Source organism: Novosphingobium sediminicola (assembly GCF_014196525.1).
GTDB classification, from domain to species: domain Bacteria; phylum Pseudomonadota; class Alphaproteobacteria; order Sphingomonadales; family Sphingomonadaceae; genus Novosphingobium; species Novosphingobium sediminicola.
This window is the reverse complement of sequence record NZ_JACIDX010000007.1, coordinates 88,112-111,726: the sequence shown is the minus strand read 5'-3', so window position 1 is coordinate 111,726 and position 23,615 is coordinate 88,112. Positions and strand designations below refer to the sequence as shown.

Here is a 23,615-nt window from a genome sequence, read left to right as displayed (position 1 = left end):
ATCTTTACCCGCGATAGTTGTGATAGGTGCCGAAGCGACGGCCGCTGGGGCTGAATTGCACCCCGTTGAGCAGCGCCTGCACATTAGGACAGCCCGCCGAGAGCAGACCTGCGGCATCCTGCACCGCGCTGCCGGAGGTCTTTTCCGCCTTCACCACCAGCACGGTCTGGGCCGACAGTTTGGCGACCTCGACCGCAAGGGCGGCGGCCAGAACCGGCGGCGTGTCAAACACGACCACGCGGTTCGGGTGTCCTTCGACCAGCCGGGCCAGCACCGCCTTGGCGCGGGCCGAGGCCAGATATTCGGAGTCCGACGCCGTCGGGCGGCCGCCCGGCAGCACCGAAAGCCCGCCCAGATCCGTCTTGATCACCAGATCGCGCACATCGATGCGCGGATCGGCAATCGCATCGACCAGCCCCGGACCCGAAGGCAGGCCAAGCGTGGAGAGGACAGAGGAGCGCGCCATGTCGAGATCGACCAGCACGACTTCGCTGTCCTTTTCCGCCGCGATCGACATGGCGAGGTTGATCGCCACGAAGGTCTTGCCTTCCTCGGGCAGAGCCGAAGTCACAAGGATCGCCTGAGCCTCAACGCCCGCGCCCTGACGGCGCAGATCCTCGATCTGTTCGAGCAGCTGGCGCTTGACGAGGCGGAATTCCTCGACCTGCGCGTTGGCTCCACCGCCCGGCACCGCGAAACCTTCCAGCGCGAGGCGCTGATGGTTGATGCGGTGGAAAGAGGGCGCCGGAGCAGCGGGCGCATAGGCAGGCTGCTGGGGCGCGAACTGGGGCGCATGGGCGGCCTGTTCGCCATAGGTTTGCCCGCCATATTGGGGCGGCGGGGCCACCGGGGCCACGATGGGCGCCGGAGCATAAGGCTGCGCCGGAGCCTGCGGAACTATCGGAGCCTGAACCGGGGCCGCCTGAACCGGCGCCTGCGGGGTCAGCGAGGGTGGCAGCAGATCGGCCGGACCCGAAGGCGGCACGAACTGGCCGCGATCGAAGGCCTGCATCGCTCGCTGGATCAGCGAGCTGTGCGATTCTTCCGGCTTTTGCGGAAAGTCCTGATTCTTGAGAGGTTCGTTCATGTCATCCTCCTCAGGCGATCGTGCCGCGCTGGATGAATTCCATTGCCAGCAGCAGGGCAAACACACCGCCCAGAGCCGCCGATGCAGCGTAGAAGTTGCGGGTACGGCGGGCCTTGGTGGCCGCGCCCTCGGCGGTCAGCGTCTGGGAAATGGCACCCAGCACCGGCAGACCCGTCGAACGCTCCAGCTTGCTCGTGGTCGAGAAGCTCGACTGGAGTTCACCGGCAGCGAAAGCCACGCCGATGCCGGCCACGATGCCACCCGCCAGAACGATCAGCAGCAACAGCGGACGATTGGGCGCGGTGGGCGCACGGGGCAGAACCGGCGGATCGAGCACATCGACCTTGGCCGTGCCGCGGGCCGAGACGACCTGGCCCTTGAGGCGCAGGTTTTCGCGGTCGGTCAGCATCTTGTCATACTGGCTTTTCAGCACGTCATAGTCGCGGCTGATGTTCTGGGCTTCCTGCATCAGTTCGGGGTTGGTGAACTGCTGCGAGGTGATCTGGGCGATCTCGCCTTCAGCGGCCGTACGGCGGGCCTGCAGCGATTGCAGATTGGCCTGACGTTCGGCGCGGATCGATTCGAGCGAGCTGTAGGCCGGGTTCGGCGTGCCCGAGGCGACGCCCGAATTGCCTTCCGCCTTGATCTGCTGGCGCAGCGAGACGATCTGGTTGCGCGCGGTGATCACGTCGGGGTGGTTTTCGGTGAGCCCGCGAGCGCGCATCATCGCCAGATCCGACTGAACCTGAGCAAGCTGACCACGCAGGCCGCCGGTGGGGCCGGAAACGGCCACGGTCTGGGGCGTGCTGGCCACCTGTGCCTGAATGGCGGCAAGCGAGCTTTGCGCGGCGGCAATGTCGGCGTCCAGACCACGGATCGAAGCGCGGCTCTGTTCCAGACGCTGGATCAGCGAAACGCCGCCCTGCGCCAGTTCGGGATGCTGCGATTCAAAGGCCAGACGGCGCTGTTCGGCGGCCTGAAGCTCGCCCTGACGGTTGGCCAGCTGCTGGTCGAGGAACTGAAGCGTCTGCTTCATTTCGCCCTGACCCCCGTTCTGGTTTTCCTCGCGGAAAATGTCGATCAGCTTCTGGACGACATCGCGCGACAGGCGGGCGTTTTCGCCATCGGAATAGCGCATCGAGGCCGAACGCGCGGTGATCGTGAACAGATTGTCCTGATCGGCGTTGATCTTGATCGCCTTGCCAAGGCCCGCCACGGCGCCGTCCATCTGCTTGCGCGTGGTGATGTTCTCGCCCAGACGGGTCGAGCGGATCACGCGCTCCAGATTGAGCGTGCCGGTCAGCGAATCGCGCACCTTGTCGATGGCGGCCTTGCGGTCGGTGTCGTTGATGCCGACCTGCGTTGCCAGCGGATCGTAGAGCTGGACAAAGATGCGCGCGCGCGATTCATAGGTGTTGGGCACCATCGAAACGCCCAGCCAGCCCAGCACGCACACCACCCACGCCACAGCGAGCGCGAGCCAGCGGCGTTGCCAGATGCTGTGCAACGTTGCCCGGAAATCTTCCAGAAGCGTATTCATCGGATGGCCCCCTGCTTAGAAGATGCTTTCGGGGATGATGATCACATCGCCCGGCATCAGCATCACGTTGGCCTTGGAGTCGCCCTTCTTGAAAAGGTCGCCAAGACGCAGCGAAAATTCCTTCTGCTTGCCGGTGGCCTTGTCGAAGCGAACGAGCTTCGAGCGGTTACCGGCCGCAAATTCATTCATCCCGCCCACCGCAATCATCGCGTCCAGAATGGTCATGTTCGCGCGATAGGGGATCGAGGCGGGGCGCCCGGTGGCGCCGACGATGCGGATCTGTTCAGAGAACGTACCGGCAAAGCGGTTGACGATCACCGAGACCAGCGGGTCCTGAATATACTGGCTGAGCTGAAGCTGAATGTCCTGCGCCAGCATGCTGGGCGTCTTGCCCGTGGCGGGCAGGTCGGCGATCAGCGGCGTGGTAATCCGGCCATCGGGGCGAACCTGGACGCGCGCGCCCAGTTCGGGGTTGCGCCAGACGAACACGGTCAGTTCGTCCATCGGCCCGATCACGTAATCCTCGCCCGGTCCTTCCTGAAGCGCGACAAAGTTGGCGGAGGGCAAACGCGGGGCGGTTCTAGCGTCGGCGCAGCCCGCCATGGCGACGCTGGCCAGCGCAGCTCCGCCAAGCAGCGTTGCAAAACTTTTGCTCGACATGGTCCTTTTCCTCGACGGCGCCGTCCGGTTGCCCAACAGGATGCATTCCTGATGGAAGGTACGGCAGTTCAAGGTGCGGTATGGGCAAGAAGGGTAAAGATCCGGTTAGCCATTGTGGCACACAACCGGCCAATTCCGGCCTTTTTGGAGTGTGGTCCCAGATGGGGACAATTGCCGGAAACTTCTTAACAGCCGCGATTCTTGCGGCGTCTTGGCGCGTCTTGCGCAAAACTTTGCCCGAGGCCGAACGGGCAAAGTAAAGCCATATTGGTAAAGCTGAAGGAGGCGAAACTAGGTAACACGCCTTATATCAGCATCTCGCGCGCCGGACCCTGCCCCAAAAAGGCCGAAGGGCTGGCGCTGGCGCCATAGGCACCGGCGCAAAACACCGCGACCAGATCGCCCACATCGGCATGAGGAAAGCCCGCCTTGTCGGCCAGCCGGTCAAGCGGGGTGCAAAGACAGCCCACGATGCTGGCTTCCTCGCCCGATTCGGCGCCGAATTTCGTGGCAATGGCAACGGGATAGTTGCGTCGCACCACCGTGCCGAAATTGCCGCTGGCGGCCAATTGGTGATGCAATCCGCCGTCGGTCACCAGATAGACTTCGCCATGGCTGATCTTGCGATCGACAATACGGGTCAAGTAAACCCCCGCCTCGCCCACCAGATAGCGGCCCAGTTCGATGCAGAACTGGGTTTCGGCCAGAACGTCAGGCATCTGTTCAAATTCGCGCGCCAATGCCTCGCCCACGCGGGGGGCATCGACGGACGTGTCGCCGGGGAAATAGGGAATGCCCATGCCCCCGCCCAGATTGCAATGCGGCAGGCCCACGCCCGCCTCCTCAGCCAGCCGCGCGGCCAGTTTGATGGTCTGGGCCTGGGTCTCGATGATCGCGTCGGTATAAAGCGATTGCGATCCGGCGAAGATATGGAAACCGCGCCAATCCGCCCCCGCGCCGACGATTCGCCGCGCCAGTTCGGGCACGCGCTCGGCATCCACGCCAAAGGGCTTGGCCCCGCCGCCCATCTTCATGCCCGATCCCGCAAGGCCGAAATCGGGGTTTACCCGTATCGCCAGTCTTGGAGTCTTGCCGATTCGCTCGGCAATCTTCAGCGCGCGTTCGGCCTCGCCTTCGGATTCCAGATTGAGCGTGACGCCGCGCATAATCGCGGCCTGCAATTCCATGTCTCGCTTGCCTGGCCCGGCAAAGCTGATCCGTTCAGGGTCCAGCCCCGCTTCCAGCGCCATGCCCAACTCGCCGCCGCTGGCAATGTCGAACCCATCGACCAGCCCGCTCATCAGCCGCAGCAGGGGCGCAAAGGGATTGGCCTTCATCGCATAATGGATGGCCAACCGATCCGGCATGGCCGCGCGCAGATCCGCCACCCGCGCCCGCAGCATCGCGCCTGAATAGACAAACAGAGGCGTCGCCCCCCCGCTCTGCGCGATCAGTTCGGTAACCTTGGCCCCATCAATCGTCAGAACACCATCACGCGCGGCAAAACCTGCCGGAATCGGCCCCAAAGGCTTCATGCATCAAGCTCCCGCGAGGTGGCCTGATCGACGGCAATCTTCCATTCCAGCATTTCCTGATACAATCCTGTGCGGTCCAATTTGCCATTGGGGCTGATGGGCATGGCCTCCTTCCAGTGGATCACCGAAGGCTGCATGAAATTGGGCAGATCGGCCTTCAACCTTCGGGGCAATTCCTCAGCCGGGTTTTGCGCGCCCGGCACAGCGCGCACCACCAGACAGACCGCATGGCCCAGCCGATCATCGGGCAGGCCCAGCGCCATCGCCTCGGCCACCAATCCGGTGGCGACGGCGGCATCCTCGATCTCCTGGGGACTGATGCGGTTGCCCGCGGATTTGATCATCGCATCGCGCCGCCCCACGAAATAAAGCAGGCCCGCCGCATCGCGCCGCACCCTGTCGCCGCTCCACACCGCCATGCCGCCATAGGCGCTGCCCTGCGGCGCGGGCTTATAGCGCTCGGCGGTGCGGGCCGCATCCTGCCAATAGCCCTGCGCCACCAGCGGGCCGCAATGGACCAGCTCGCCTTCCTCATCATCGCCCGCGATGGCGCCATCATCCCTCACCACCAGAATTTCGGCATGGGGAATCGCCTTGCCCATGCTGGTGGGATGTGTGTCGATCAGTGCCGGATCGAGGAAGGTCGAGCGAAACGCCTCGGTCAGTCCATACATGGCGAACAGGCGCGCATCGGGAAATATCCCCCGCAGGCGATGCACCAGATCAACCGTCAGCGCGCCCCCGCTGTTGGTCAGCCGCCGCAATTTGCCCGCCACATGATCGGGCCATTCCAATTCCGTCAATTGCACCCAGAGCGGCGGGACGCAGGCAAGCGTGGTCACATCATGGCGATCAATCGCCTTTACCACATCGCGCGGCATCAGATAATCGAGCGGCACCGCGCTGGCCCCGGCATACCAGTGCGAGAGCAACTGGTTCTGCCCATAGTCAAAGCTGAGAGGCAGCACCGCCAGCGCCCGGTCATCGCTGCTCAGGCCCAGATAGGCCGCCACGCTCTGCGCACCCAGCCACATATTGGCATGAGACAGCATCACCCCCTTGGGCCGCCCGGTCGAACCACTGGTATAAAGAATCGCGGCCAGATCATCGGGATCGCCCTGCGAAGGCCCCAGCGGATCAAAACCCCGGCTCGCTTCAATCGCCTCGCCCTCGCCCATCGTCGGACAGGGTGCATCGCCCGCCTCCAGCGAAGCCAGCCTCGCGGGCGTGGCGATCAGCAGCGCCGCCCCGCTGTCGGCCAGAATATGCGCCACCTGCGCCCGTTTCAGCAGCGGATTGATCGGCACATGCACCATGCCCGCCCGCGCCGCCGCCAGAGGCATCAGACATGTCAGCTCACCCTTGGCCGCCCATGTGGCAATCCGCGCGCCCTTTTCCGCACGCGCCGCCAGCCATGCCGCCATCGCACCGACACGCTCTGTTAAATCCTTATAGCTAAGAACGCCTTCGCGCAGCACGAGAGCCGGAGCCTCATCCCTGCCCCGGATCGCCAGATGGTCCAGCGGCAAAGGAGCGGTTTCGAGCGGAATACTGTGCTGTACCATGGATTTTCCCGATTTCGGACAGGCTTGTGACCCGGCTCAGCTATCACGCTAACCTTAACGAACTGCAAGGCGATTATGCGCTCACGGCGCTGCTTGGCGCCCCACTCGCGCCCGGACCTTTTGACCGGCTGGAATGGTTTGTGGGCCTTGCCGAACTGGGCGGGGTGCGCCCGATGCTGGGGGTGGCGCGTGATGGGGATGATGTCGCGGTGCTGCCGCTGGCTCATCGCCCGGATGGGTCAAAGCCCGATGAACTGGGGCCGCTGGCCAATTGGTATGCCTTTACGGTGCGGCCGCGTGTGTCGGCGGGGGCCGATGGGCTGGGGCTGCTTGTCGCGCTGGCGCGGGATCTGCGCGGGCGCACGGGGCGCATCACGCTCTGGCCGGTGCCGGACGAGGATGGCGCGGCCAGTATCCTGGCCGCCGCCTTTACGCGGGCAGGCTGGTTTGTCGAGCGCGCGCCTTGCGACACCAATCACTTTCTGCGCCTGAACGGGCGGTCCTATGCCGATTACATGTCGGCCCGCCCCGGCCCTTTGCGCACCACATTAAAGCGCAAGGCCAAGAAGGTTGCGATCACCCTCTATGACGCCTTTTCCGATGCGGCATGGGATGATTACGAAGCCATCTATGCGCAAAGCTGGAAGCCGGAGGAAGGTTCGCCCGCCCTCTTGCGCCGTTTCGCGCAGGAGGAAGGCGCGGCGGGCCGGTTGCGCTTGGGTGTGGCCTATGGCGAGATCGAGGGCGTGAACCAGCCCGTCGCCGCCCAGATGTGGACCGTCGAAAACGGCACGGCCTATATTCACAAGCTGGCCTATATCGAGGCGGCCAAGCCGATCTCGCCGGGCACCAGCCTGTCGGCGGCTTTGTTTGAAAGGGTGATCGACGGCGATCATGTCCACACCGTCGATTTCGGCACGGGCGATGATCCTTATAAGCGCGACTGGATGGAGGAAGCCCGCCCGCGCTATCGAATCGTCGCCTATAACCCGCTGCGCCCTGCCCAATGGGGACCAATCGCCAAGTCGCTGCTCCGCCGGATAGTTGATCGGGCCAAATGATTGACGTCGATAATTTGGAAACCAAATGCCGCTATGCAGCCAAGGCTTGAGGCAAACCCGCGAGGCGGCTACCGGGGCAAGGTGAATTAAACCTACAGGAATGCCATGCAAGACGATACCGACCAACTGCTGCGCGCCATCCTGCGCGATGTGCTGGGGCTGAAACCGGGCCAGGCCGAGGCTTTTACCGCGCAAACCGGCCTGTTTGGCCATCTGCCCGAACTGGATTCGATGGCGGTGGCGGGGCTGTTAACCGAAATCGAGGATCGTTTGGGCATCATCGTCGAGGATGAAGATGTCGATGGCGATATGCTGGCCGACTATGGCTCGCTGCTGAATTTCGTTTCCGAGCGCCGCGGCGCGGCCTGAAACGAAACCCGGCGCGGCCTGAACCTATGTAAGGAATGCAGGTTGCGAGAAATGACCCAATGGCCCTGCCCGCTGCCCGGCGGCGGAACGGCGGATGAATGGGCCTTGACCATGCGCCCGGATGGCGCGGCCAAGGCCTGTCTGCTGATCGTGCCGGCGCTGTTTGACGAGGGCAACAAGCTGCGGCGCTTTACCGTCGAGGTAATGCGGCGGCTGGCCGCCAGCGGGGTCGCCTGCGTCTTGCCCGATCTGCCGGGGTTCAACGAAAGCATCCTGCCGCTCGACACCCAGACGCCCGGCGACTGGCAGGTGGCGATGGAAGGGGCCGCGCGCCATTTCGCGGCCAGCCATGTGCTGACCATCCGTGGCGGGGCGCTGGCCGCGCCGCGCGGGGTGCCGGGGTGGCATTACGCTCCGGTGGCGGGCGCCAGCCAGATGCGCCAGATGCTGCGCGCGCGCATCCTTGCCGCGCGTGAAGCCGGGCGCAGCGAGACGCAGGACAGCCTGCTCGAAGCCGGGCGGATGCATGGGCTGGAACTGGCCGGATACCGGCTGGGGGCTGATTTTATCGCGGAATTTGGCGGATTGGTGGCGCGTGAGGAGCCCTCCATGCAGACCATCACGCAGGATATGCTGGGCGGCCCCGGATTATGGTTGCGCACCGAACCGGGCGAGGATGCAGGCCAGGCCGATGCCTTGGCCGCGATCATCGCGGTCGCTCTGGCCCAGAGGGAGACGGCGTGATGCGCCAGATGCTCAGTTTCCCCTGCGAGGGCGCGATGCTTTGCGCCACGCTCGATTTGCCGGATGCCGCGCCCACCACCGGTCTGCTGATCGTTTCGGGCGGCAATGAAATCCGCAGCGGCGCATGGGGCAGCCATGCCCGCATTGCCGAGGGCGCGGTGGCGCAGGGCTATGCAGCGTTCCGTTTCGACCGGCGCGGCGTGGGCGAGAGCGAAGGGGCCAATGGCGGATTCAAATCCTCTGCCCCCGATCTGGCGGCGGCCATTGCGGCGTTTCGGGCGGCGGTGCCGTCCCTGTCCCGCGTGATCGCGCTGGGCAATTGCGATGCGGCCAGCGCGCTGATGCTGTCATCAGGCGCCGGGGTGGATGGGCTGGTACTATCCAACCCCTGGACCTTTGAGGAGGAAAATGCCGGGCCATCCGTACAGGCCTTGCGCGCGCATTATCGCAAGCGGCTGGTCAATACCGATGCGCTGATGCGCTTGCTGACAGGGAAAGTCTCGCTGGCCAGCCTGTTCGGCTCGCTGCTGCGTCTGGCGCGGCCCGCCCCGCCGCCCGCCCCGCTGGTTCAACAGATGCGTGATGGGCTGGCCGCTTTTGCGGGGCCCGTGCGGCTGCTGCTGGCGGGCAATGATTCGACCGCGCAGGCCTTTGCCGGCGTATGGGATGGCAAGGACCCGCGCATCGCCCGCTGCGATGGGGCCAGCCATTCCTTTGTCGAACCCCATGCGCGCGAATGGTTGATAGCGCAGATCATCGGGGCGTTAAAGGGCGGCGCATAAACTCGCCGCCCCTTTTAGCATTAAGCGTCGGCCTTGGCCGCCTGCGCCGCAAAATCCAGCGCGCCGACAAAGCGTTCCGCATCCAGCGCCGCCATGCAGCCCGTGCCCGCCGCCGTCACGGCCTGACGATAGGTATGATCCATCACGTCGCCCGCCGCAAACACGCCGGGGATCGCGGTCTTGGGCGTGCCGGGCTGAACCACGATATAGCCGCTCTCGTCCAGTTCCAGCTTGCCCTTGAACAATTCGGTGGCGGGTGCATGGCCGATGGCCACGAAAGCGCCCTGCGCCGGTTCGACCGAAGCCTCGCCCGTCACCGTATCGACCAGAGCCAGACCCGTCAGACCCGCGCCGCCAATCGCCGCATCGCCGACGAATTCGGCCACTTCCTTGTTCCACAGCACCTTGATGTTCGGATGCGCGAACAGGCGGTCCTGAAGGATCTTTTCCGCACGCAGCGAATCGCGGCGGTGGATCAGCGTCACGTCCTGCGAATGGTTGGTCAGGTAAAGCGCTTCCTCGACCGCCGTATTGCCGCCGCCGATCACCACGACCTTCTTGCCGCGATAGAAGAAACCGTCGCAGGTCGCGCAGGCCGAAACGCCCTTGCCCGAAAATTCCTGCTCGCCCTTGGTGCCCAGCCACTTGGCCTGCGCGCCGGTGCAGATGACCAGCGTGTCGCCTTCATAAACATCGCCCGAATCGCCAATCGCGCGGAACGGAGGGCCGGACAGGTCGATATCGACAATCGTGTCCCACAGCATCCGGGTGCCCACATGCTCGGCCTGTGCCTGCATTTCCTGCACCAGCCACGGACCCTGCACCGCCTCACGGAAACCGGGATAGTTTTCAACGTCGGTGGTGATGGTCAATTGCCCGCCGGGCTGAAGCCCTTGCACCACGATAGGGTTCAAACCCGCCCGCGCGCCATAGATCGCCGCGGTCAGCCCGGCCGGGCCGGAACCAATGATGAGCATCCGAGTAGTATGCGTTGCCATGCGATTCTCACTTTCCTAACCGCGCCGAGATAGGCAGGAGTCTCAAGGAAAGCCAGTATGGCGCTCTGTTCTCCGGCCCAATATTCGCTATAGTATGGCCAAGTCTGGATTTTGCTCGCGACACTTTGAACCGACCATGCCCTATCGCCCCTTCCTCCTTGGCCTTTGCGCCCTGTTTCCGGCCGCCCATGCCGATGCGCAGGATATGGCCGCGCCCACGGTTGCCGCTGTCGAATGGCCGGTGGCGTTGAATGACACCCTGGATATGCGCGAAGGTTCATCGGCCAATGAAACCGCCATGGCCGTTGCCGATGAACTGGGGCCGGAGCTGGAGCGGGCGATGGATGCGGCGCTGGCCATCAACATCGCGGCCACCGGGCATTATACCGGCTTTTCGGTCGACAGTTGGGGGGCGCCGATCAATGGGCGCGCCATCGTCGTCAACGGCGTCTCGCATGGCAAAAACAACATGTTTCCCGATCCCGGCGTCCGGTTTCAGGATCTGGGCACATACAAGCTGGGCGACCCCAGCCTGCTCTCGCTGGGCGTCGAACAACGCTTTGCCGATGCGCGTAATATGGCCACCAATGTGAAGCTGCGCCATATGTCCGGCCCGGTCGATCTTCAGGTCGATGTGAAGGGCAACAAGTCGCTGGCCAGCCAGAACCCGATGCATTTCTCCTATAATTCCAGCGCGTTTTATCGGCTCAATTCGGCGCTGGCGCTGGGTATGGTGGCGCGGGGCGATCTGGGGACGTTTGACAATTTCGCGCCTCTGGCCCGCCATGATGCGGGCGCGGTGGCCCGGCTCAAACTGCTGGGCAAGGACAAGTCGCTCTCGGCCGAAACCGGCTATGATATGCGCCTGGGGCCGGGCAGTGCGAGCCAGCCGAACCGGACCTATGTCAATCTGAACTTCAACTGGAAACTGTAAGGGCGGGAGTTTCCCCCCGCCCCATTGACTTTATACAGGAAGGCCGACGTAATTTTCGGCAATGCTGGTCTGGGCCGCCTTGCTGGTGGCGATATAGTCCAGCTCGGCCACCTGCATCGCGCGTTCGAACGGACCATCCTCGGGGAAACGGTGCATCAGCTTGGTCAGGCTCCAGCTAAAGCGCTCGGACTTCCACACGCGGGCCAGCGCCTTGGCGGAATAGCCGATCACCGCATCATTATCGGCGCGGCGGAAATAGGCGGTCAGCGCCTCGGCGGCATAATGCACGTCGGACGCGGCAAGGTTGAGCCCCTTGGCCCCGGTGGGCGGCACGATATGGGCAGCGTCCCCGCAAAGCAGCAGGCTGCCATGGCGCATCGGTTCGAACACATAGGAGCGCAGCGGGGCGATGCTCTTTTCGATTGCAGGGCCGCGCGTGATATTGGCGGCGGCATCCGGGCCAAGGCGGATCGCCAGCTCGTCCCACACGCGATCGTCGCTCCAATCCTCGATCTTCTCGGTCAGCGGCACGTCGACATAATAGCGGCTGCGCGTGTGCGAACGCATCGAGGCCAGAGCAAAGCCGCGCTCGTGATTAGCATAGATCAGCTCATGGTTGCAGGGCGGCACATCGGCCAGAATGCCCAGCCAGCCGAAGGGATAGACCCGCTCGAACTCGCGCGCGACGCTGGTGGGGATCGCCTTGCGGCTGGGGCCGTGGAAGCCATCGCAGCCTACGATGAAGCGCGCGTCGATCCGCTCTTCCTTGCCGTCCTTGGTATAAGTGACATAGGGCGCTTCGGATTCGATGTCATGCAGCGCAACGTCGCCCGCCTGATAGATCACCTCCAGCCCGCGCGAGGGGGCGGCGTCCATCAGGTCCTTGGTGATCTCGGTCTGGCCGTAAACCACCACGGTCTTGCCGGTCAGGTTCGCCACGTCGATGCGGATCAGGCGTTCGCCATCGGCCAGATTAAAGCCTTCTTCGACGAGGCCCTCGGCCTTGAGGCGGGCGTCCAGACCAAGGCGCTCCATCAGGCCAACGGTGATCTGTTCCAGCACGCCGGCACGGATGCGGCCCAGCACATAATCGCCGGTCTGGCGCTCCAGCACCACGCAATCGACGCCTTCGGATTTCAGCAAATGGCCCAGCAGCAGACCCGCAGGCCCGGCGCCAATGATGGCGACCTGAGTTTTCATGGTTTTATTCTCCCACATTCCACATGCGGCCAGCGTTACGGGGGCAGGCCGATTGGTGCGAATATTGACATTGGCCCGGCTTTGCGGAAAGGGATGGGTCGGTCATTCTATTGGCACTTTTCGGACATGCGCGACACATCCCCTGCCATTCCCGTCTATGGCCTGTTTGGTGAGAGCAATACGCCCTCGCCCGCTGGTTTTGCCCATATCGAGACGATTGCTGAACGATCCAGCCTGCATGACTGGGAAATCTCGTCCCATCGCCATGAACGCGGCATTCAGGTACTTATCGTTAGCGCAGGGCAAGCCGAGGTGACGCTGGATGGCGCGCGTTTCGCGCTGGCGCCGCCCGCCTATGTCGTGCTGCCCGCAGGCAGCGTGCATGGCTTTCGCTTCAGCCCTGGCACCCATGGCCATGTCCTGACGCTATCGCTCGATTTTGCCGGGCGGGCGCAGGGGGCGGATGATCCGCTGCGCCGATTATTGGCCAAGGGCGGCCATGGCACGATGGGCGAAAGCGCGGCGCGGCGCGTGGGCCTGCTGGCAGGGGAAATGAACGCTCTGGCGCAGGAATGGCAGGACGGCCATCTCTTCCTCGCCATGGCCGAAGCGCTGGCGCGCAGCCTGCCTGACCCGGATCAGGGCGGCGAGAGCGTGGACGATCGCCGCCTCGCGCAATTCCGCCATCTGGTCGAGGTGCATTTGCGCGAACATCGCGGTCTGGATTTTTACGCCGACCATATCGGCTGCACCCCGCGCACGCTGGGGCGGCTGTGTCATGCCCGTCTGGGGGGCAGCCCGCTTGATGTGATCCACCGCCGTCTGGGCGTCGAGGCGCAGCGGCTGCTGCGCTATACAAACGCAACCATCACCCAGATCGCGCAGGAATTGGGCTTTGCCGACCCGTCCTATTTCTCGCGCTTTTACCTGCGCGTGATGGGCCAGCGGCCTCAGGCGGAGCGTGATCACTCCGCCTGAGTTCACCGTTTACTTCACCAGCATCAGCGCGTCGAGCGCCACAACACCCTCGCCTGCGGGATGCAGGATCACCGGGTTGAGGTCCATTTCCAGAATGGACGGTTCGGCCAGCAAGACCGCGCTGATCTGACGGATCAGCTTGGCCAGCGCCGCCACGTCGAGCGCAGGCGAACCGCGATAGCCCTTGAGCAAAGCGGCCTGCTTCAGCCCATAGAGCTTATCGACAATGGCTTCTTCCGACAGGTCAGGCGTAATCAAGGCCACGTCGGCCAGAATTTCCGCCGTCACCCCGCCAAAACCGGCCAGCACCACCGGACCCCACTCGGGATCATTCTTGGCGCCCACGATCATTTCCAGACCGCGATTGCCCATCTTCTCGATCAGCACGCCGTCGAGATTGATCCCGGCATCATAGGCCGCGACATTGGCCACCATCTTGGGGAATGCCGCGCGTACAGCATCAGCATCACCCAGATTGAGCATCACCCCGCCAGCGTCCGACTTGTGCCCCAAGGCGGCGGCCTGCGCCTTCATCGCCACCGGATAGCCTACAGCTTCGGCCGCCGCGACAGCAGCCTCGGCATTTGCCGCAAACTGGCCCGAGGGGAAGCTGATACCCAGCGGGCCGAGCAGCGCCTTGGCCTGATATTCGGCCACCACGCCCGCATAATCGCCAAGGCCCGCCACCGACAGCGCATCCGGCGCCGCATTGGTCAGATCTAGCGCCGCCCGCCGCGTCAGCGCGGCCAGAGCGCGGAAAGCCCGCTCGGTGGTGGGGAACCAAGGAATGCCGCGGGCGCGCAGATCCGCGATATAATGCGCGGGCATATCCGCGCCTTCATCGAGGCCCGCAAAGACCAGCGGCTTGGTGATCTCGCGCCCGTCGAGAGCGGCAACAATCGCAGGCACCTTGATCTTGGCCGTGATCGGATCGGACTGGATGATCCCAGCCACGACCGCACCCACGCGCGCATCATCCATCAGCGCGCCCAAGGATTGCGTATAAATCACCGGCTGCGACAGGCCCTGCGCGGTGATGTCGAGCGGGTTCGACACCGGTACGAAAGGCGGCAGGGCAGCGCGCAGTTCCGGGCTGTCCTCATCATGCAGATCGGCCAGCGGCAGACCCAGTTCCTCGGCCAGATCGAGCGTCAGAGCCTTGAACGCGCCCGATTCGCCCAGAACGGCTGCCGAAGGATGGCTCATGCCAGCGCAGCGGATCAGGATTTCGGCAATATCGCCCAGCTCCTGAAGCGTTTCGGCAAAGATCACGCCGGTGCGTTCCACCTTGGCGCGCATCAGCTTGTAATCGCCCGCCATGGCGCCGGTATGCGTGGCCGCGCTCTCGCGCGCCGCGCTGCTCTTGCCGGGGTGCAGCAGCACGATGGGCTTGCCCGCCGCGCGCGCGCGTTCGGCGGCCGCGATGAAGCGGGCCGGATCGCGGAACTGCTCGACGATCATCGCGATCACCTGCGTATCGGCATCATCGACCAGCCAGTCGAGATAATCCTCTACGCCCGAAGCCGCCTCATTGCCGGTGCTGACCGAATAGGAGCATGCGAGTTCGCGGGCCAGCAGCGTGGTGCAAAGCACCGCCGCCATTGCGCCCGATTGCGACACGACCGAGAGCGAACGCCGACCGGCGGGCGGCACAATCGCCGTTTCCACAAAGGTCAGCGGCACGCCATCGACATGGTTGACCATGCCAAGGCAGTTCGGCCCTTCGATCACCATGCCGCTTTCCGCAGCAAGGCGGCCGATCTCGGCCTGTTCGGCCATGCCCGCTTCGCCATCCTCGGCAAAGCCGGCGGCAAAGATGATCGCGCTGCCCACGCCCCGCGCGGCCAACCCCTTAATCGTATCCAGCACGAAAGCGCGGGGAATGGCGAGCACCGCCACATCCACGCCATCGGGCAAAGCATCCACCGAGGGCAGGCAGGCGCGCTCCCCGATCTTTTCCCGGTTGGGATTGATCGGGTAAATCGCGCCTGCATATCCGGCACGGTCCAGATTGCTGATCAGCGTTGCGCCCAAGGCGCCCGGCTTGTCGCTTGCGCCGACAACCGCCACGCTGCGCGGCTTGAGCAGGCGAGCAATGCTCGCCCGTTCCAGTCTTGCCATCTTACTGCCCTCTTCCGGTGAAGGATTACTTGTTGATCTTGGTGATGTCGAACGTGCCCAGACCCGGCTTGAAGGTCTTGTCGTCAAGGAACTGCTTGGTCGCTTCCTTGCGCCCTTCCAGACCGCCAAAGCCGTTCAGCGCTTCCTGTGCGCGGATCAGATAGTCTTCGGCATTGTCATAGGTCATTTCGACCATGCGGCGCATCGCCCACTTGGTGGCGCGAAGGGCATTGGCGTCCTTCTTGAGCAGCGCTTCGGCGATCTCGATCACGCGGGCCTTGAGCTGGTCATGCGGCACGCTTTCGGTCACCAGACCCTGCGCTTCGGCCTGCTTGCCGGTCAGGTTCTCGCCCATCATCGCGTGATACATCGCCTTGCGCAGCGGCATCAGCTCCTGCGCCACCTTGGACGCGCCACCACCGGGCAGAATGCCCCAGTTGATTTCCGACAGGCCAAACTTGGCGTCGTCCGACGAGATCGCGATGTCCACGGCGTAGAGCGGACCATAGGCGCCGCCAAAGCACCAGCCGTTGATCATGCCGATGGTCGGCTTTTCATACCAACGCAGACGCTCCCACCAGTTATAAGCTTCGCGCTGCGACTTGCGCGTAGCCCACAGGCCCTTCTGTTCGTTTTCGCGGAAATATTCTTGAAGGTCCATGCCCGCCGAGAAAGCCGAGCCTTCGCCCGTCAGCACGACCACGCCCACGTCATCGCGGAATTCCAGATCTTCCAGCACGCGCGTCATCTGACGGTTCAGCTTGGGGCTCATGCAATTGCGCTTTTCGGGGCGGTTGTACTTCACCCAGGCGATGCGATTCTCGATGTGGACGGCAACGGTATCTTCTTCTGCGCGATCAATCGTCTGCTCGGTCATGACAGGCTCCTCTGTTCGAATGGCTTGCCCCCGTCCGGGGTGGCATATGCTATTATTCATAACATTTATCCGGAGCGCGTCAAGCCGCTCTGCAAGCCCTCTCAACATGGCCATAAAAACGGCCCGCCCCGGCATCATGCCAGAGCGGGCCACGCACAGCCGCCATCGTCGATTGGAAAATTCAGGCTATACTATCAACCACATCCGACCGGGCATATTCCAGCAGGACCTGCATCGCGCGCCGCGCGCCATCCGGGTCGCCTGCCGCAATGGCCTGATGCACCGCCTCATGCTCGGGCAGCGAATTGCGCGGCACGGGCGAATTGCTCTGCTTGAAATGCGTAGTCCAGCGCACCGCCGCCCCCACCGATCCGATCAGCGAGGTCAACGCATCATTGCCCGCCGCCTCCAGCATGGTGGAGTGGAAATCCTGATCCGCCGCCTGCCCTTCGCCGCAGGCAAGGCCATGGACGCGCATCCCGTCAAGCGCCTGCCGCATCAAGCCCAGATGGCCGTCATGACGCCGCGCCGCAGCCAGCGCCGCCGCTTCCGGCTCGATAATCCCGCGCAGTTCAAACAGGTCGCGCACGAAATCGCGATCCGGCTTTTCCGAAAACATCCATGCCAGAATATCCGGGTCCAGCAGATTCCACCGCCGCCGGGGCAGCACATGCGTCCCCGCCTTGGGCCGACTCTCGATCAGCCCCTTGGCGATCAGGATGCGGATCGCCTCGCGATAGGCGGTGCGCGATACGCCCAAACGCTCGGACGCCTCGATCTCTCCACCCAGCGAAGAACCCGGCTCATACGTGCCATTGAGGATGGCGATGCCCAGCTTGCGCGCAATGGCCTGATGGATGCGCAACCCCTCGCCCCCCTTGCGCTTGCGCGGTCTGGCGGGCGTTGATGGCTTGGTTGGCGATGACATTATGACAAAATCTCCCTGAACCTTTGTGTAAGCCCGCAGGGGCCGGGGCGCAACGCCTGCCGTACAATGCTGCGCACAAAGAAGGGAGTTTTGCGTAACCGCTTTCCGATCTGCGGACTATTCTAGGTTTCGCCCGAAAACAGACACTTCTGCGCCGAAAAGGCATCGTTGAGCACGTCGATCACCGCCCTGATGCGCGGCATGTGGCGCAAATCGGCATGCACCCCCAACCACACTTCGCGCGATGGCCCCAACCCCGCATCCAGCCGCACCACGCCGGGCTCGCGATCGGCCAGATAGCAGGGCAGATAGACCACCCCGATCCCCGCCCGCGCGGCGGCCAATTGCCCGTCGCGGCTGTTGTTGCGCATGGCCACGCGCGCGTGGGGCAGCATTTCGGCCAGCCAGCGCGCCTCGGGCTGATGGGCCTGATCCTCCAGCACGGTGATGATCGCATGGTTCTGGCTGGCCAGATCCTGCCCATGCTCGGCCAGATAATCGGGGCTGGCATAGAGCGCGCCCGAGGCTGTCGTCATGCGACGGGTGATGACGTCATGGCTGTCGAACCGCGTCATCCGGATGGCAATGTCCGCCTCGCGCTTGGACAGGCTGAGCGAGCGGCTGTCGGTCAGCACGTCCAGCGTGATCGCCGGATAGCGTGCCTGAAGCGCCTTGACCGCATCGGGCAGCAACAGGTTCGACAGAACCTCCACCGTGGTCAACCGCACCACGCCCGACAGCGCCACGTCGCGCCCCTGCACCATGCGTTCGACCGCGATGGCTTCGGCCTCCATCCGCTCGGCATTGCCCAGCACCGCCTCGCCCAGCGCGGTCAATTCATAGCCATTGGTGGTGCGCTGCAACAGGCGGGCGCCGTTGCGCGCCTCCATCGCTTCCAACCGGCGGCTCATGGTCGACTGGCGCACGCCCAGTTCGCGCGCGGCGCCCGACAGGCTGCGCGTGCGGGCAATGGCCAGAAAGCTGCGAACGTCATCCCAATCCATAGATACCTATCCGTTTTTGCATGGATGATCTGCGATATTGGCCAATTGGAATGCAAAAGTCATTAGCCTATTTAGCACTCAACGCCGAGCAAGCCTCGGCACGGAGAAATACCATGCAGCCCACCCTCTATCTCTCACACGGTTCGCCGATGCTGGCGCTGCAGGACCATCCGGCGCGTCATTTCATTGCCGGGCTTGGGGCAACGCTCGAACGGCCCGACGCCATCGTGGTGATCTCGGCCCATTGGGAAAGCGATGTTCCCACCGTCAATGCGGTTGATGTCAACGAGACGATCCACGATTTCTACGGCTTCCCGCCCGCGCTCTATGCACTGAACTACCCTGCCCCCGGATCGCCCGATCTGGCCGCGCGCGTGGTGGATCTGCTGGGTGACGCAGGCCTGCGCGCCGGGATCGACACGCGGCGCGGGCTGGACCATGGCGCATGGACGCCGCTGCTGCTGATGTGGCCCGAACATACCATTCCGGTGGTGCAGCTCTCGATCCAGAGCCGCCTTGGGCCGGGTCATCATGTGCAACTGGGCCGGGCGCTGAGCGAATTGCGCAAGGAAAATGTCCTCGTGCTGGCCTCGGGCAGCTTTACCCACAATCTGCGCGCAATCAGCCGCCATCTGGGCGATGGGCCCAGCCCGGAATGGGTGACCGCCTTTGCCGACTGGATGCACGAGGCGCTGATGAACGGGCGGACCTGCGATCTGGTCTCCTATCGCCGCCTTGCCCCCTATGCGGTGGAAAACCATCCCACCGACGAGCATCTGCTTCCCCTGTTTGTCGCGCTGGGCGCGGCGGGCGAAGGGGCAAAGCCGACCCGCATTCACCAATCCACCGATCTGGGCATCCTGCGCATGGATGCCTACCGTTTCGACTGAACCCCTCTCTTTCCCCCGTACTGGAGTAAATCCCATGGCTAATGTTCTTGTGATCCGTTCGGCCGCCACTGGCGAAGCTTCGGTCAGCAACAAGCTGATCAACGCCTATCTGGCCGCCCACCCCGAAGCGACTGTGGTTGAGCGCGACCTTGACGCCAATCCGGTGCCGCATGTCGACTCCGCCTCGCTGGCCGGGATCGGCCGTCAGGCCCCCGAAGGCGAACAGTTCGCCGCCGCCCGCGCGCTTCAGGACGAAATCATCGGCGAAGTCTTTGCCGCCGACATCATCGTGATCGGCGTGCCGGTCTATAACTTCGGCATGCCCTCGACGCTCAAGGCCTGGTTCGATTATGTCGGCCGCGCGGGCACCACGTTCCAGTACACTGCCGAAGGTCCCGAAGGTCTGGTCAAGGGCAAAAAGGCCATTCTGGCCCAGGCCCGCGCGGGCAAGTATGACGACGCCACCGGCTTCCCCTTCGCCGTGCCCCACACCAAGAGCCTGCTCAGCTTTGTCGGCATTGATGATGTCACCGTCGTCACCGCCGAAGGTCTGGCCTTTGGCCCCGAGGCCGCTGCCGAAGCCATCTCGGGCGCGGTTGCCGAAATCAGCGCTTTGTAAGGAACCATCGCCATGTTTCGCTCTCTGATCGCCGCCGCCCTGATCGTTGCCCCGGTTGCCGCTTATGCGCAGTCGCCGGTGGCCAACCCCGCCCCTGCCGCCGTGCAGGCGGGCAATTACACGGTCGAAACCACCCACACCCGCGTGCAATTCACGGTCAGCCATATGGGCTTTTCGGATTGGTACGGCGATCTGACCGGCGTGACCGGTTCTCTCGTCCTTGACCCCAAGGCGCCCGCGGCGGCCAAGGTGGACATCACCATCCCGGTGAGCAGCGTGTCTACCACCAATGCCACGCTGGACGGCGAGTTGAAGAGCGAAGCATGGCTGGATGCGGGCAAATATCCCGAAATCCGCTTCACCTCGACCGGCGTGACGCCCACCGGCCCGCGCACCGCCAATATCGCGGGCAATCTGACGTTCCATGGCGTGACCCGCCCGGTGGTGCTGAAGGCCGCGTTTCTGGCCAGCGGCGTGAACCCGCTGAGCAAGGGCTATACGGTGGGGTTCAATGCCACCACCTCGCTCAAGCGCAGCGATTTCGGTGTGAAGACCTATATCCCGCTGATCGGTGATGAAGTGACCCTGCGCATCAGCGCGGCCTTTGAAAAGGCCAAGTAAAAGCCCCCCCAACCCTTGCCCCCCCCAAGGGTTGCAAGAAAACCCCGTCCGGCATCGCGCCGGGCGGGGGTTTTCGCATCAGGGGTTCAGGCCATTGGCCCAGTCATGGGCGGCCTGCGCATAAACATAATTGGCATCGCAGATCTTCAGGTCGGCTTCGGTGATTGTCGCCAAGACGGGGTTCGCCAGGACGGGACCGGCGGCGGAGCCTTCAGGAATTGCGGCACCGCGATCGTCGGGGCTGCGGGCTGGATCGGGCGCGGATGAGCGCAGGCGGTGAGCGGCAATATAGGCAGCAAGGCGAGCATCCCCCTGCGCCAGCGCGGCGGCATGTTGGGCATCGGCATCATCGGCAAGGCTCCTGTAGCGAGTTTCGGCGGCGATCTTGGCGGCGGCGGCGGCCTTGCGCTCGGCATCCCATGCGGATCGGGTGGCGCGGGCGGCGGCGGCCCAATGCGCGGCGCGATGATATTGCCACCCCGCCACGCCCAGCGCGACCAGCGCCACCGCCGCCCAGATCCGCAGGGCCGAGGCGCCCAGCCAGCGCAAGGCCCCGCTCATGCTCAGAAAAAGCGTGTTAAGACCCATGAGAAACAACTCCCTGAGACCGGACATTCTCGCATTTTGCGAATCGTCCGGCCCGGCAGAGTTATCAGCGCCTGGACCCTGTAGGACAGGATTCTAACCCAAACGGTTAATTACAGTTGCACCCGCAGCCCCACCTCAAACCGACGCGGCGCGGCCGGGGCAAGGAATGTGCTGTGCAGCAAAGGCCGCTCGCCATCGATCACGGGCCCGCTGAACGAGCGGGCGATAAAGGCACCATTGGTGTCAAAACCGCTGGCCCCCAATTGCGCCGCCGTGGCGTAATGGGCATTCATCAGATTGCTGATCCCGGCGGTGAAAATCACGCCCTTGCGCGGCCTGATTTCCACCGAGGCATTGACCACGGCATAGGCATCGGTCCGCCCCGCACCCAGATAATAGGTGCCGTCCGGCTGGTGCAGATTGTTCTCATTACCCCGCGCATAAACGCCGCTGGCCGCCACCATTTCGGCGCGCAGGGTCAGCCATTTGGCCGCCTCAAAACCGGCCTGTGCCTTGAACAAATGGCGCGGCAGGAGCGGCAGGCGGTCGCCGGGGCTCACCGCGATCTCGCCATCGAAACCGGGCGCCGGGGCGTCATTGCTGCTGTTCCCTCCGCCATTCAGCGTCAGCGGCGTGCGGTAGGTGGCGTCGAGCAGCGTATAGCTGCCCCCCACCTGCCAGCGGCCCCAATGCACCGCGCCGCTGGCCTCGATACCCTGACGCCGCGTGGTGCCGACATTGGCGAAATAGCCAAAGCCCGAGGCCCCGCCCGCAATGAATTGAATATCATCGCGATTATCGCTGCGAAATGCGGTCAGGCGCAGGTTCCATGCCTTGCGCTCGATGCGCGCGCCCAGCGAGAAACTGCGCGCCACCACTTGCCGCAGCGGCGGATCGCCCGCCATCGCATTGGGCAGACGGCAGGGGCTGGCCGGGTCCGAACAGCCCAGCTCCACCGCCGAGGGCGCGCGCGAACTCTCGCCCGCCTGCACGGTGATGGTCAGGCCATGGGCCACCCGCCAATCGACCATGGCCGAGGGATTGAACCGCGCGAACACCGGATCGGCATCGAGCGAACCCGTGCCGCCGCCCGGCGTGATCTGGTCGCGATTATGCAACTGCGTGCGGTCATACCGCCCCGCCAGCGTCACCGTGACGCGCGATCCCAGCGCAAACACATCGGCCGCATAAAGGCCAAGGCTGGACATCCGGCTATGCAGATCGACGCGGGCGTCAAAGGCATTCTCGCTGTTCTGCGTGCCATCGGCAAAGGCCCCCGGCCCGGACACCGCCACCACCGAATGATCGGGTAGCAAATAGCCAAACTGGCTGTTCTGGATAAACCGCGCCCGCGCCTGCGCATAGCTGGCCCCCACGGTCAGATGCTGACCCATGCCGGTCCAGCCCAGTTCGAGCGCCCCGCCCCATTCCTGCTGCCGGGTAGAGGAGCGGGTCAGCAAGCCGTTGCATTTCTCATTAGGCTCATCATTGAGCAGGACATTGGCGATGCAGCGCCATTTGGGAAACGCCGTATTGGCCTGCGTCTCGCCGCTGGTGGGAAAACCGGTATAGCCCGCCGCGCTCAAAGCAGCGCGTTCGGCGGCGTTGGGCTGGTACAGGCTCTCGCCCAGCGCACCCTCGTTCATGTCGCCATTGGTGCTGCGCGTGACGATGCTGCGCCAGAAGGCATTGGCCGAGAGGGTGAGGTTTTCCGACAGGCGACGATGGCCTGACAGCGTGAGCTGGCTGGCGATATTGCGAGTGTTGTCAGGCGTCGTGTAGGTGCTGTGCCAGTCGCGGGCGAGCAGGCGATAATCCTGCAAGCCATTGCCGTTGAGATCGGATTGCGCCCGGTTGAAACTCAGGCTGACCCCGCTGCCCACCCCTTCCCAGCCCGCCTTGGCAAAGCCTTTCCACGCCTTGCTGGCCGAGGCATAGCGCCAGCCATCCTCGCGAAAGCCCTCGAGCGCGCCATACCAGTGGAAGCCGTTGTCGGCCTTGCCGCCAGCCTCGAAGCTGCCGCGCAGCCGACCATAGGAGCCGCCCGCCACCGAGGCCGCAACGCGCGGCGCGCTGCGCCCATCCTTTGTGCGAATGCTCAGTGCCCCGCCCAGCGCGTTGCGCCCGAATTGCGGCGCGGCGCCCTCGATCAACGCCACCTGATCCACCGCCGCCTGCGGCAACAGATCCCAGCTCACCACCTCGCCAAAGGGCTGGTTGGCGCGCACGCCATCGACATAGACCGCAATCCCCTGCGGCGTGCCCAGCAACGGCGAGGCGGTATAGCCGCGAAACGACAGGTCGCTTTGCAGCGGATTGCCCTGCACCTCGTTGATGACCACGCCCGGCGCCTGCCGCGCCAGAGCATCGCTGACCGTGACGGCCTGCATCGCGCGCAAGGCCCGCGCGTCAAACACCGCCGCCGCCCCCGACAAAGGCGTGCTGGCGCTGACCACGATAGCGTCCTCGGCCTGCGCCGCGACGGGCATAGCCATAGCCGCAACCATCAACGCA

General features: G+C 64.2%; 22 protein-coding genes. 9 read left to right on the top strand and 13 right to left on the bottom strand.

Going from position 1 to position 23,615, the window contains the following annotated elements:
* Nucleotides 1–4 precede the first annotated feature (4 nt).
* The 5 genes from GGR38_RS10365 to GGR38_RS10345 all read right to left on the bottom strand — a co-directional run bounded on the left by GGR38_RS10365 (nucleotide 5) and on the right by GGR38_RS10345 (nucleotide 6,387).
* The gene (locus tag GGR38_RS10365; protein ID WP_183625208.1) at nucleotides 5–1,087 is read right to left on the bottom strand and encodes a P-loop NTPase family protein; all 1,083 of its coding nucleotides are present in this window, start codon (nucleotides 1,085–1,087) and stop codon (nucleotides 5–7) included.
* Nucleotides 1,088–1,097: 10 nt separating this feature from the next.
* A complete protein-coding gene (locus GGR38_RS10360; RefSeq protein ID WP_183625206.1) occupies nucleotides 1,098–2,627 on the bottom strand; it encodes an XrtA system polysaccharide chain length determinant in 1,530 nt (509 codons plus the stop codon).
* Nucleotides 2,628–2,642: 15 nt separating this feature from the next.
* Nucleotides 2,643–3,287, bottom strand: a complete 645-nt coding sequence (locus GGR38_RS10355) for an XrtA/PEP-CTERM system exopolysaccharide export protein (protein WP_168602364.1) — start codon at nucleotides 3,285–3,287, stop codon at nucleotides 2,643–2,645.
* Nucleotides 3,288–3,592: 305 nt separating this feature from the next.
* Nucleotides 3,593–4,822 (bottom strand): pyridoxal-dependent decarboxylase, exosortase A system-associated, encoded by a 1,230-nt coding sequence (locus tag GGR38_RS10350; RefSeq protein WP_183625204.1) that lies wholly within the window; start codon nucleotides 4,820–4,822, stop codon nucleotides 3,593–3,595.
* Nucleotides 4,819–6,387, bottom strand: a complete 1,569-nt coding sequence (locus tag GGR38_RS10345) for an acyl-CoA ligase (AMP-forming), exosortase A system-associated (RefSeq protein WP_183625202.1) — start codon at nucleotides 6,385–6,387, stop codon at nucleotides 4,819–4,821. The genes GGR38_RS10350 and GGR38_RS10345 overlap by 4 nt, the downstream gene beginning before the upstream one ends.
* A gap of 26 nt (nucleotides 6,388–6,413) precedes the next feature.
* Between GGR38_RS10345 and GGR38_RS10340 the strand changes: the two genes are divergently transcribed.
* The 4 genes from GGR38_RS10340 (at nucleotide 6,414) to GGR38_RS10325 (ending at nucleotide 9,343) form a co-directional block, all read left to right on the top strand.
* Complete coding sequence (locus tag GGR38_RS10340) at nucleotides 6,414–7,448, top strand: GNAT family N-acetyltransferase (RefSeq protein WP_343059068.1); 1,035 nt, start codon at nucleotides 6,414–6,416, stop codon at nucleotides 7,446–7,448.
* A 105-nt stretch (nucleotides 7,449–7,553) separates the two neighbouring features.
* A complete protein-coding gene (locus tag GGR38_RS10335) occupies nucleotides 7,554–7,817 on the top strand; it encodes an acyl carrier protein (protein WP_183625200.1) in 264 nt (87 codons plus the stop codon).
* Nucleotides 7,818–7,868: 51 nt separating this feature from the next.
* Nucleotides 7,869–8,561 (top strand): alpha/beta fold hydrolase, encoded by a 693-nt coding sequence (locus GGR38_RS10330; RefSeq protein ID WP_183625198.1) that lies wholly within the window; start codon nucleotides 7,869–7,871, stop codon nucleotides 8,559–8,561.
* Complete coding sequence (locus GGR38_RS10325) at nucleotides 8,561–9,343, top strand: hydrolase 1, exosortase A system-associated (RefSeq protein WP_221227068.1); 783 nt, start codon at nucleotides 8,561–8,563, stop codon at nucleotides 9,341–9,343. Before GGR38_RS10330 ends, GGR38_RS10325 begins: the two co-directional genes overlap by 1 nt.
* Nucleotides 9,344–9,363: 20 nt before the next feature.
* Here the strand turns inward: GGR38_RS10325 and trxB are convergent, their stop codons facing one another.
* Nucleotides 9,364–10,341: a thioredoxin-disulfide reductase gene (gene trxB / locus GGR38_RS10320; protein ID WP_183625194.1), complete on the bottom strand. Its 978-nt coding sequence runs from the start codon at nucleotides 10,339–10,341 to the stop codon at nucleotides 9,364–9,366.
* Nucleotides 10,342–10,477: 136 nt separating this feature from the next.
* On the opposite strand from trxB, the gene GGR38_RS10315 reads away from it, so the two are divergent.
* Nucleotides 10,478–11,275 (top strand): hypothetical protein, encoded by a 798-nt coding sequence (locus GGR38_RS10315; RefSeq protein WP_183625192.1) that lies wholly within the window; start codon nucleotides 10,478–10,480, stop codon nucleotides 11,273–11,275.
* Between the two features lie 30 nt (nucleotides 11,276–11,305).
* On the opposite strand, the gene pobA is transcribed toward GGR38_RS10315, so the two are convergent.
* Entirely contained in the window at nucleotides 11,306–12,475 is a 1,170-nt protein-coding gene (pobA, locus tag GGR38_RS10310) for a 4-hydroxybenzoate 3-monooxygenase (RefSeq protein ID WP_183625190.1), read from the bottom strand.
* A 126-nt stretch (nucleotides 12,476–12,601) separates the two neighbouring features.
* On the opposite strand from pobA, the gene GGR38_RS10305 reads away from it, so the two are divergent.
* The gene (locus GGR38_RS10305; protein WP_183625188.1) at nucleotides 12,602–13,453 is read left to right on the top strand and encodes a helix-turn-helix domain-containing protein; all 852 of its coding nucleotides are present in this window, start codon (nucleotides 12,602–12,604) and stop codon (nucleotides 13,451–13,453) included.
* 9 nt (nucleotides 13,454–13,462) lie between these two features.
* Here the strand turns inward: GGR38_RS10305 and GGR38_RS10300 are convergent, their stop codons facing one another.
* The 4 genes from GGR38_RS10300 to GGR38_RS10285 all read right to left on the bottom strand — a co-directional run bounded on the left by GGR38_RS10300 (nucleotide 13,463) and on the right by GGR38_RS10285 (nucleotide 18,383).
* Complete coding sequence (locus GGR38_RS10300; RefSeq protein WP_183625186.1) at nucleotides 13,463–15,574, bottom strand: acetate--CoA ligase family protein; 2,112 nt, start codon at nucleotides 15,572–15,574, stop codon at nucleotides 13,463–13,465.
* Between the two features lie 25 nt (nucleotides 15,575–15,599).
* Nucleotides 15,600–16,451: a p-hydroxycinnamoyl CoA hydratase/lyase gene (locus tag GGR38_RS10295; protein ID WP_183625184.1), complete on the bottom strand. Its 852-nt coding sequence runs from the start codon at nucleotides 16,449–16,451 to the stop codon at nucleotides 15,600–15,602.
* A gap of 181 nt (nucleotides 16,452–16,632) precedes the next feature.
* Complete coding sequence (locus GGR38_RS10290) at nucleotides 16,633–17,379, bottom strand: FadR/GntR family transcriptional regulator (protein WP_183625182.1); 747 nt, start codon at nucleotides 17,377–17,379, stop codon at nucleotides 16,633–16,635.
* A gap of 122 nt (nucleotides 17,380–17,501) precedes the next feature.
* On the bottom strand, nucleotides 17,502–18,383 hold the full coding sequence (locus GGR38_RS10285) for a LysR family transcriptional regulator (protein ID WP_183625180.1): 882 nt from the start codon (nucleotides 18,381–18,383) through the stop codon (nucleotides 17,502–17,504).
* Nucleotides 18,384–18,496: 113 nt separating this feature from the next.
* On the opposite strand from GGR38_RS10285, the gene GGR38_RS10280 reads away from it, so the two are divergent.
* Genes GGR38_RS10280 through GGR38_RS10270 form a run of 3 tightly spaced genes read left to right on the top strand, consistent with a single transcriptional unit; the run spans nucleotide 18,497 to nucleotide 20,513 of the window.
* Nucleotides 18,497–19,273: a DODA-type extradiol aromatic ring-opening family dioxygenase gene (locus tag GGR38_RS10280; RefSeq protein WP_183625178.1), complete on the top strand. Its 777-nt coding sequence runs from the start codon at nucleotides 18,497–18,499 to the stop codon at nucleotides 19,271–19,273.
* 34 nt (nucleotides 19,274–19,307) lie between these two features.
* A complete protein-coding gene (locus tag GGR38_RS10275; protein ID WP_183625176.1) occupies nucleotides 19,308–19,892 on the top strand; it encodes an FMN-dependent NADH-azoreductase in 585 nt (194 codons plus the stop codon).
* A 12-nt stretch (nucleotides 19,893–19,904) separates the two neighbouring features.
* A complete protein-coding gene (locus GGR38_RS10270) occupies nucleotides 19,905–20,513 on the top strand; it encodes a YceI family protein (RefSeq protein WP_183625174.1) in 609 nt (202 codons plus the stop codon).
* Between the two features lie 78 nt (nucleotides 20,514–20,591).
* On the opposite strand, the gene GGR38_RS24420 is transcribed toward GGR38_RS10270, so the two are convergent.
* Together GGR38_RS24420 and GGR38_RS10260 are read right to left on the bottom strand one after the other, a co-directional pair.
* Entirely contained in the window at nucleotides 20,592–21,101 is a 510-nt protein-coding gene (locus GGR38_RS24420; RefSeq protein WP_183625172.1) for a hypothetical protein, read from the bottom strand.
* Nucleotides 21,102–21,211: 110 nt separating this feature from the next.
* On the bottom strand, nucleotides 21,212–23,596 hold the full coding sequence (locus tag GGR38_RS10260) for a TonB-dependent receptor (RefSeq protein WP_246404465.1): 2,385 nt from the start codon (nucleotides 23,594–23,596) through the stop codon (nucleotides 21,212–21,214).
* Nucleotides 23,597–23,615: the final 19 nt, after the last annotated feature.

What these genes read in the sequence shown, in the direction of transcription:
- GGR38_RS10365 (WP_183625208.1), bottom strand. Translation starts at nt 1,087, where the DNA reads ATGAACGAACCTCTCAAGAATCAGGACTTTCCGCAAAAGCCGGAAGAA.
- GGR38_RS10360 (WP_183625206.1), bottom strand. Translation starts at nt 2,627, where the DNA reads ATGAATACGCTTCTGGAAGATTTCCGGGCAACGTTGCACAGCATCTGG.
- GGR38_RS10355 (WP_168602364.1), bottom strand. Translation starts at nt 3,287, where the DNA reads ATGTCGAGCAAAAGTTTTGCAACGCTGCTTGGCGGAGCTGCGCTGGCC.
- GGR38_RS10350 (WP_183625204.1), bottom strand. Translation starts at nt 4,822, where the DNA reads ATGAAGCCTTTGGGGCCGATTCCGGCAGGTTTTGCCGCGCGTGATGGT.
- GGR38_RS10345 (WP_183625202.1), bottom strand. Translation starts at nt 6,387, where the DNA reads ATGGTACAGCACAGTATTCCGCTCGAAACCGCTCCTTTGCCGCTGGAC.
- GGR38_RS10335 (WP_183625200.1), top strand. Translation starts at nt 7,554, where the DNA reads ATGCAAGACGATACCGACCAACTGCTGCGCGCCATCCTGCGCGATGTG.
- GGR38_RS10330 (WP_183625198.1), top strand. Translation starts at nt 7,869, where the DNA reads ATGACCCAATGGCCCTGCCCGCTGCCCGGCGGCGGAACGGCGGATGAA.
- GGR38_RS10325 (WP_221227068.1), top strand. Translation starts at nt 8,561, where the DNA reads ATGCGCCAGATGCTCAGTTTCCCCTGCGAGGGCGCGATGCTTTGCGCC.
- trxB (WP_183625194.1), bottom strand. Translation starts at nt 10,341, where the DNA reads ATGGCAACGCATACTACTCGGATGCTCATCATTGGTTCCGGCCCGGCC.
- GGR38_RS10315 (WP_183625192.1), top strand. Translation starts at nt 10,478, where the DNA reads ATGCCCTATCGCCCCTTCCTCCTTGGCCTTTGCGCCCTGTTTCCGGCC.
- pobA (WP_183625190.1), bottom strand. Translation starts at nt 12,475, where the DNA reads ATGAAAACTCAGGTCGCCATCATTGGCGCCGGGCCTGCGGGTCTGCTG.
- GGR38_RS10305 (WP_183625188.1), top strand. Translation starts at nt 12,602, where the DNA reads ATGCGCGACACATCCCCTGCCATTCCCGTCTATGGCCTGTTTGGTGAG.
- GGR38_RS10300 (WP_183625186.1), bottom strand. Translation starts at nt 15,574, where the DNA reads ATGGCAAGACTGGAACGGGCGAGCATTGCTCGCCTGCTCAAGCCGCGC.
- GGR38_RS10295 (WP_183625184.1), bottom strand. Translation starts at nt 16,451, where the DNA reads ATGACCGAGCAGACGATTGATCGCGCAGAAGAAGATACCGTTGCCGTC.
- GGR38_RS10290 (WP_183625182.1), bottom strand. Translation starts at nt 17,379, where the DNA reads ATGTCATCGCCAACCAAGCCATCAACGCCCGCCAGACCGCGCAAGCGC.
- GGR38_RS10285 (WP_183625180.1), bottom strand. Translation starts at nt 18,383, where the DNA reads ATGGATTGGGATGACGTTCGCAGCTTTCTGGCCATTGCCCGCACGCGC.
- GGR38_RS10280 (WP_183625178.1), top strand. Translation starts at nt 18,497, where the DNA reads ATGCAGCCCACCCTCTATCTCTCACACGGTTCGCCGATGCTGGCGCTG.
- GGR38_RS10275 (WP_183625176.1), top strand. Translation starts at nt 19,308, where the DNA reads ATGGCTAATGTTCTTGTGATCCGTTCGGCCGCCACTGGCGAAGCTTCG.
- GGR38_RS10270 (WP_183625174.1), top strand. Translation starts at nt 19,905, where the DNA reads ATGTTTCGCTCTCTGATCGCCGCCGCCCTGATCGTTGCCCCGGTTGCC.
- GGR38_RS24420 (WP_183625172.1), bottom strand. Translation starts at nt 21,101, where the DNA reads ATGGGTCTTAACACGCTTTTTCTGAGCATGAGCGGGGCCTTGCGCTGG.
- GGR38_RS10260 (WP_246404465.1), bottom strand. Translation starts at nt 23,596, where the DNA reads ATGGCTATGCCCGTCGCGGCGCAGGCCGAGGACGCTATCGTGGTCAGC.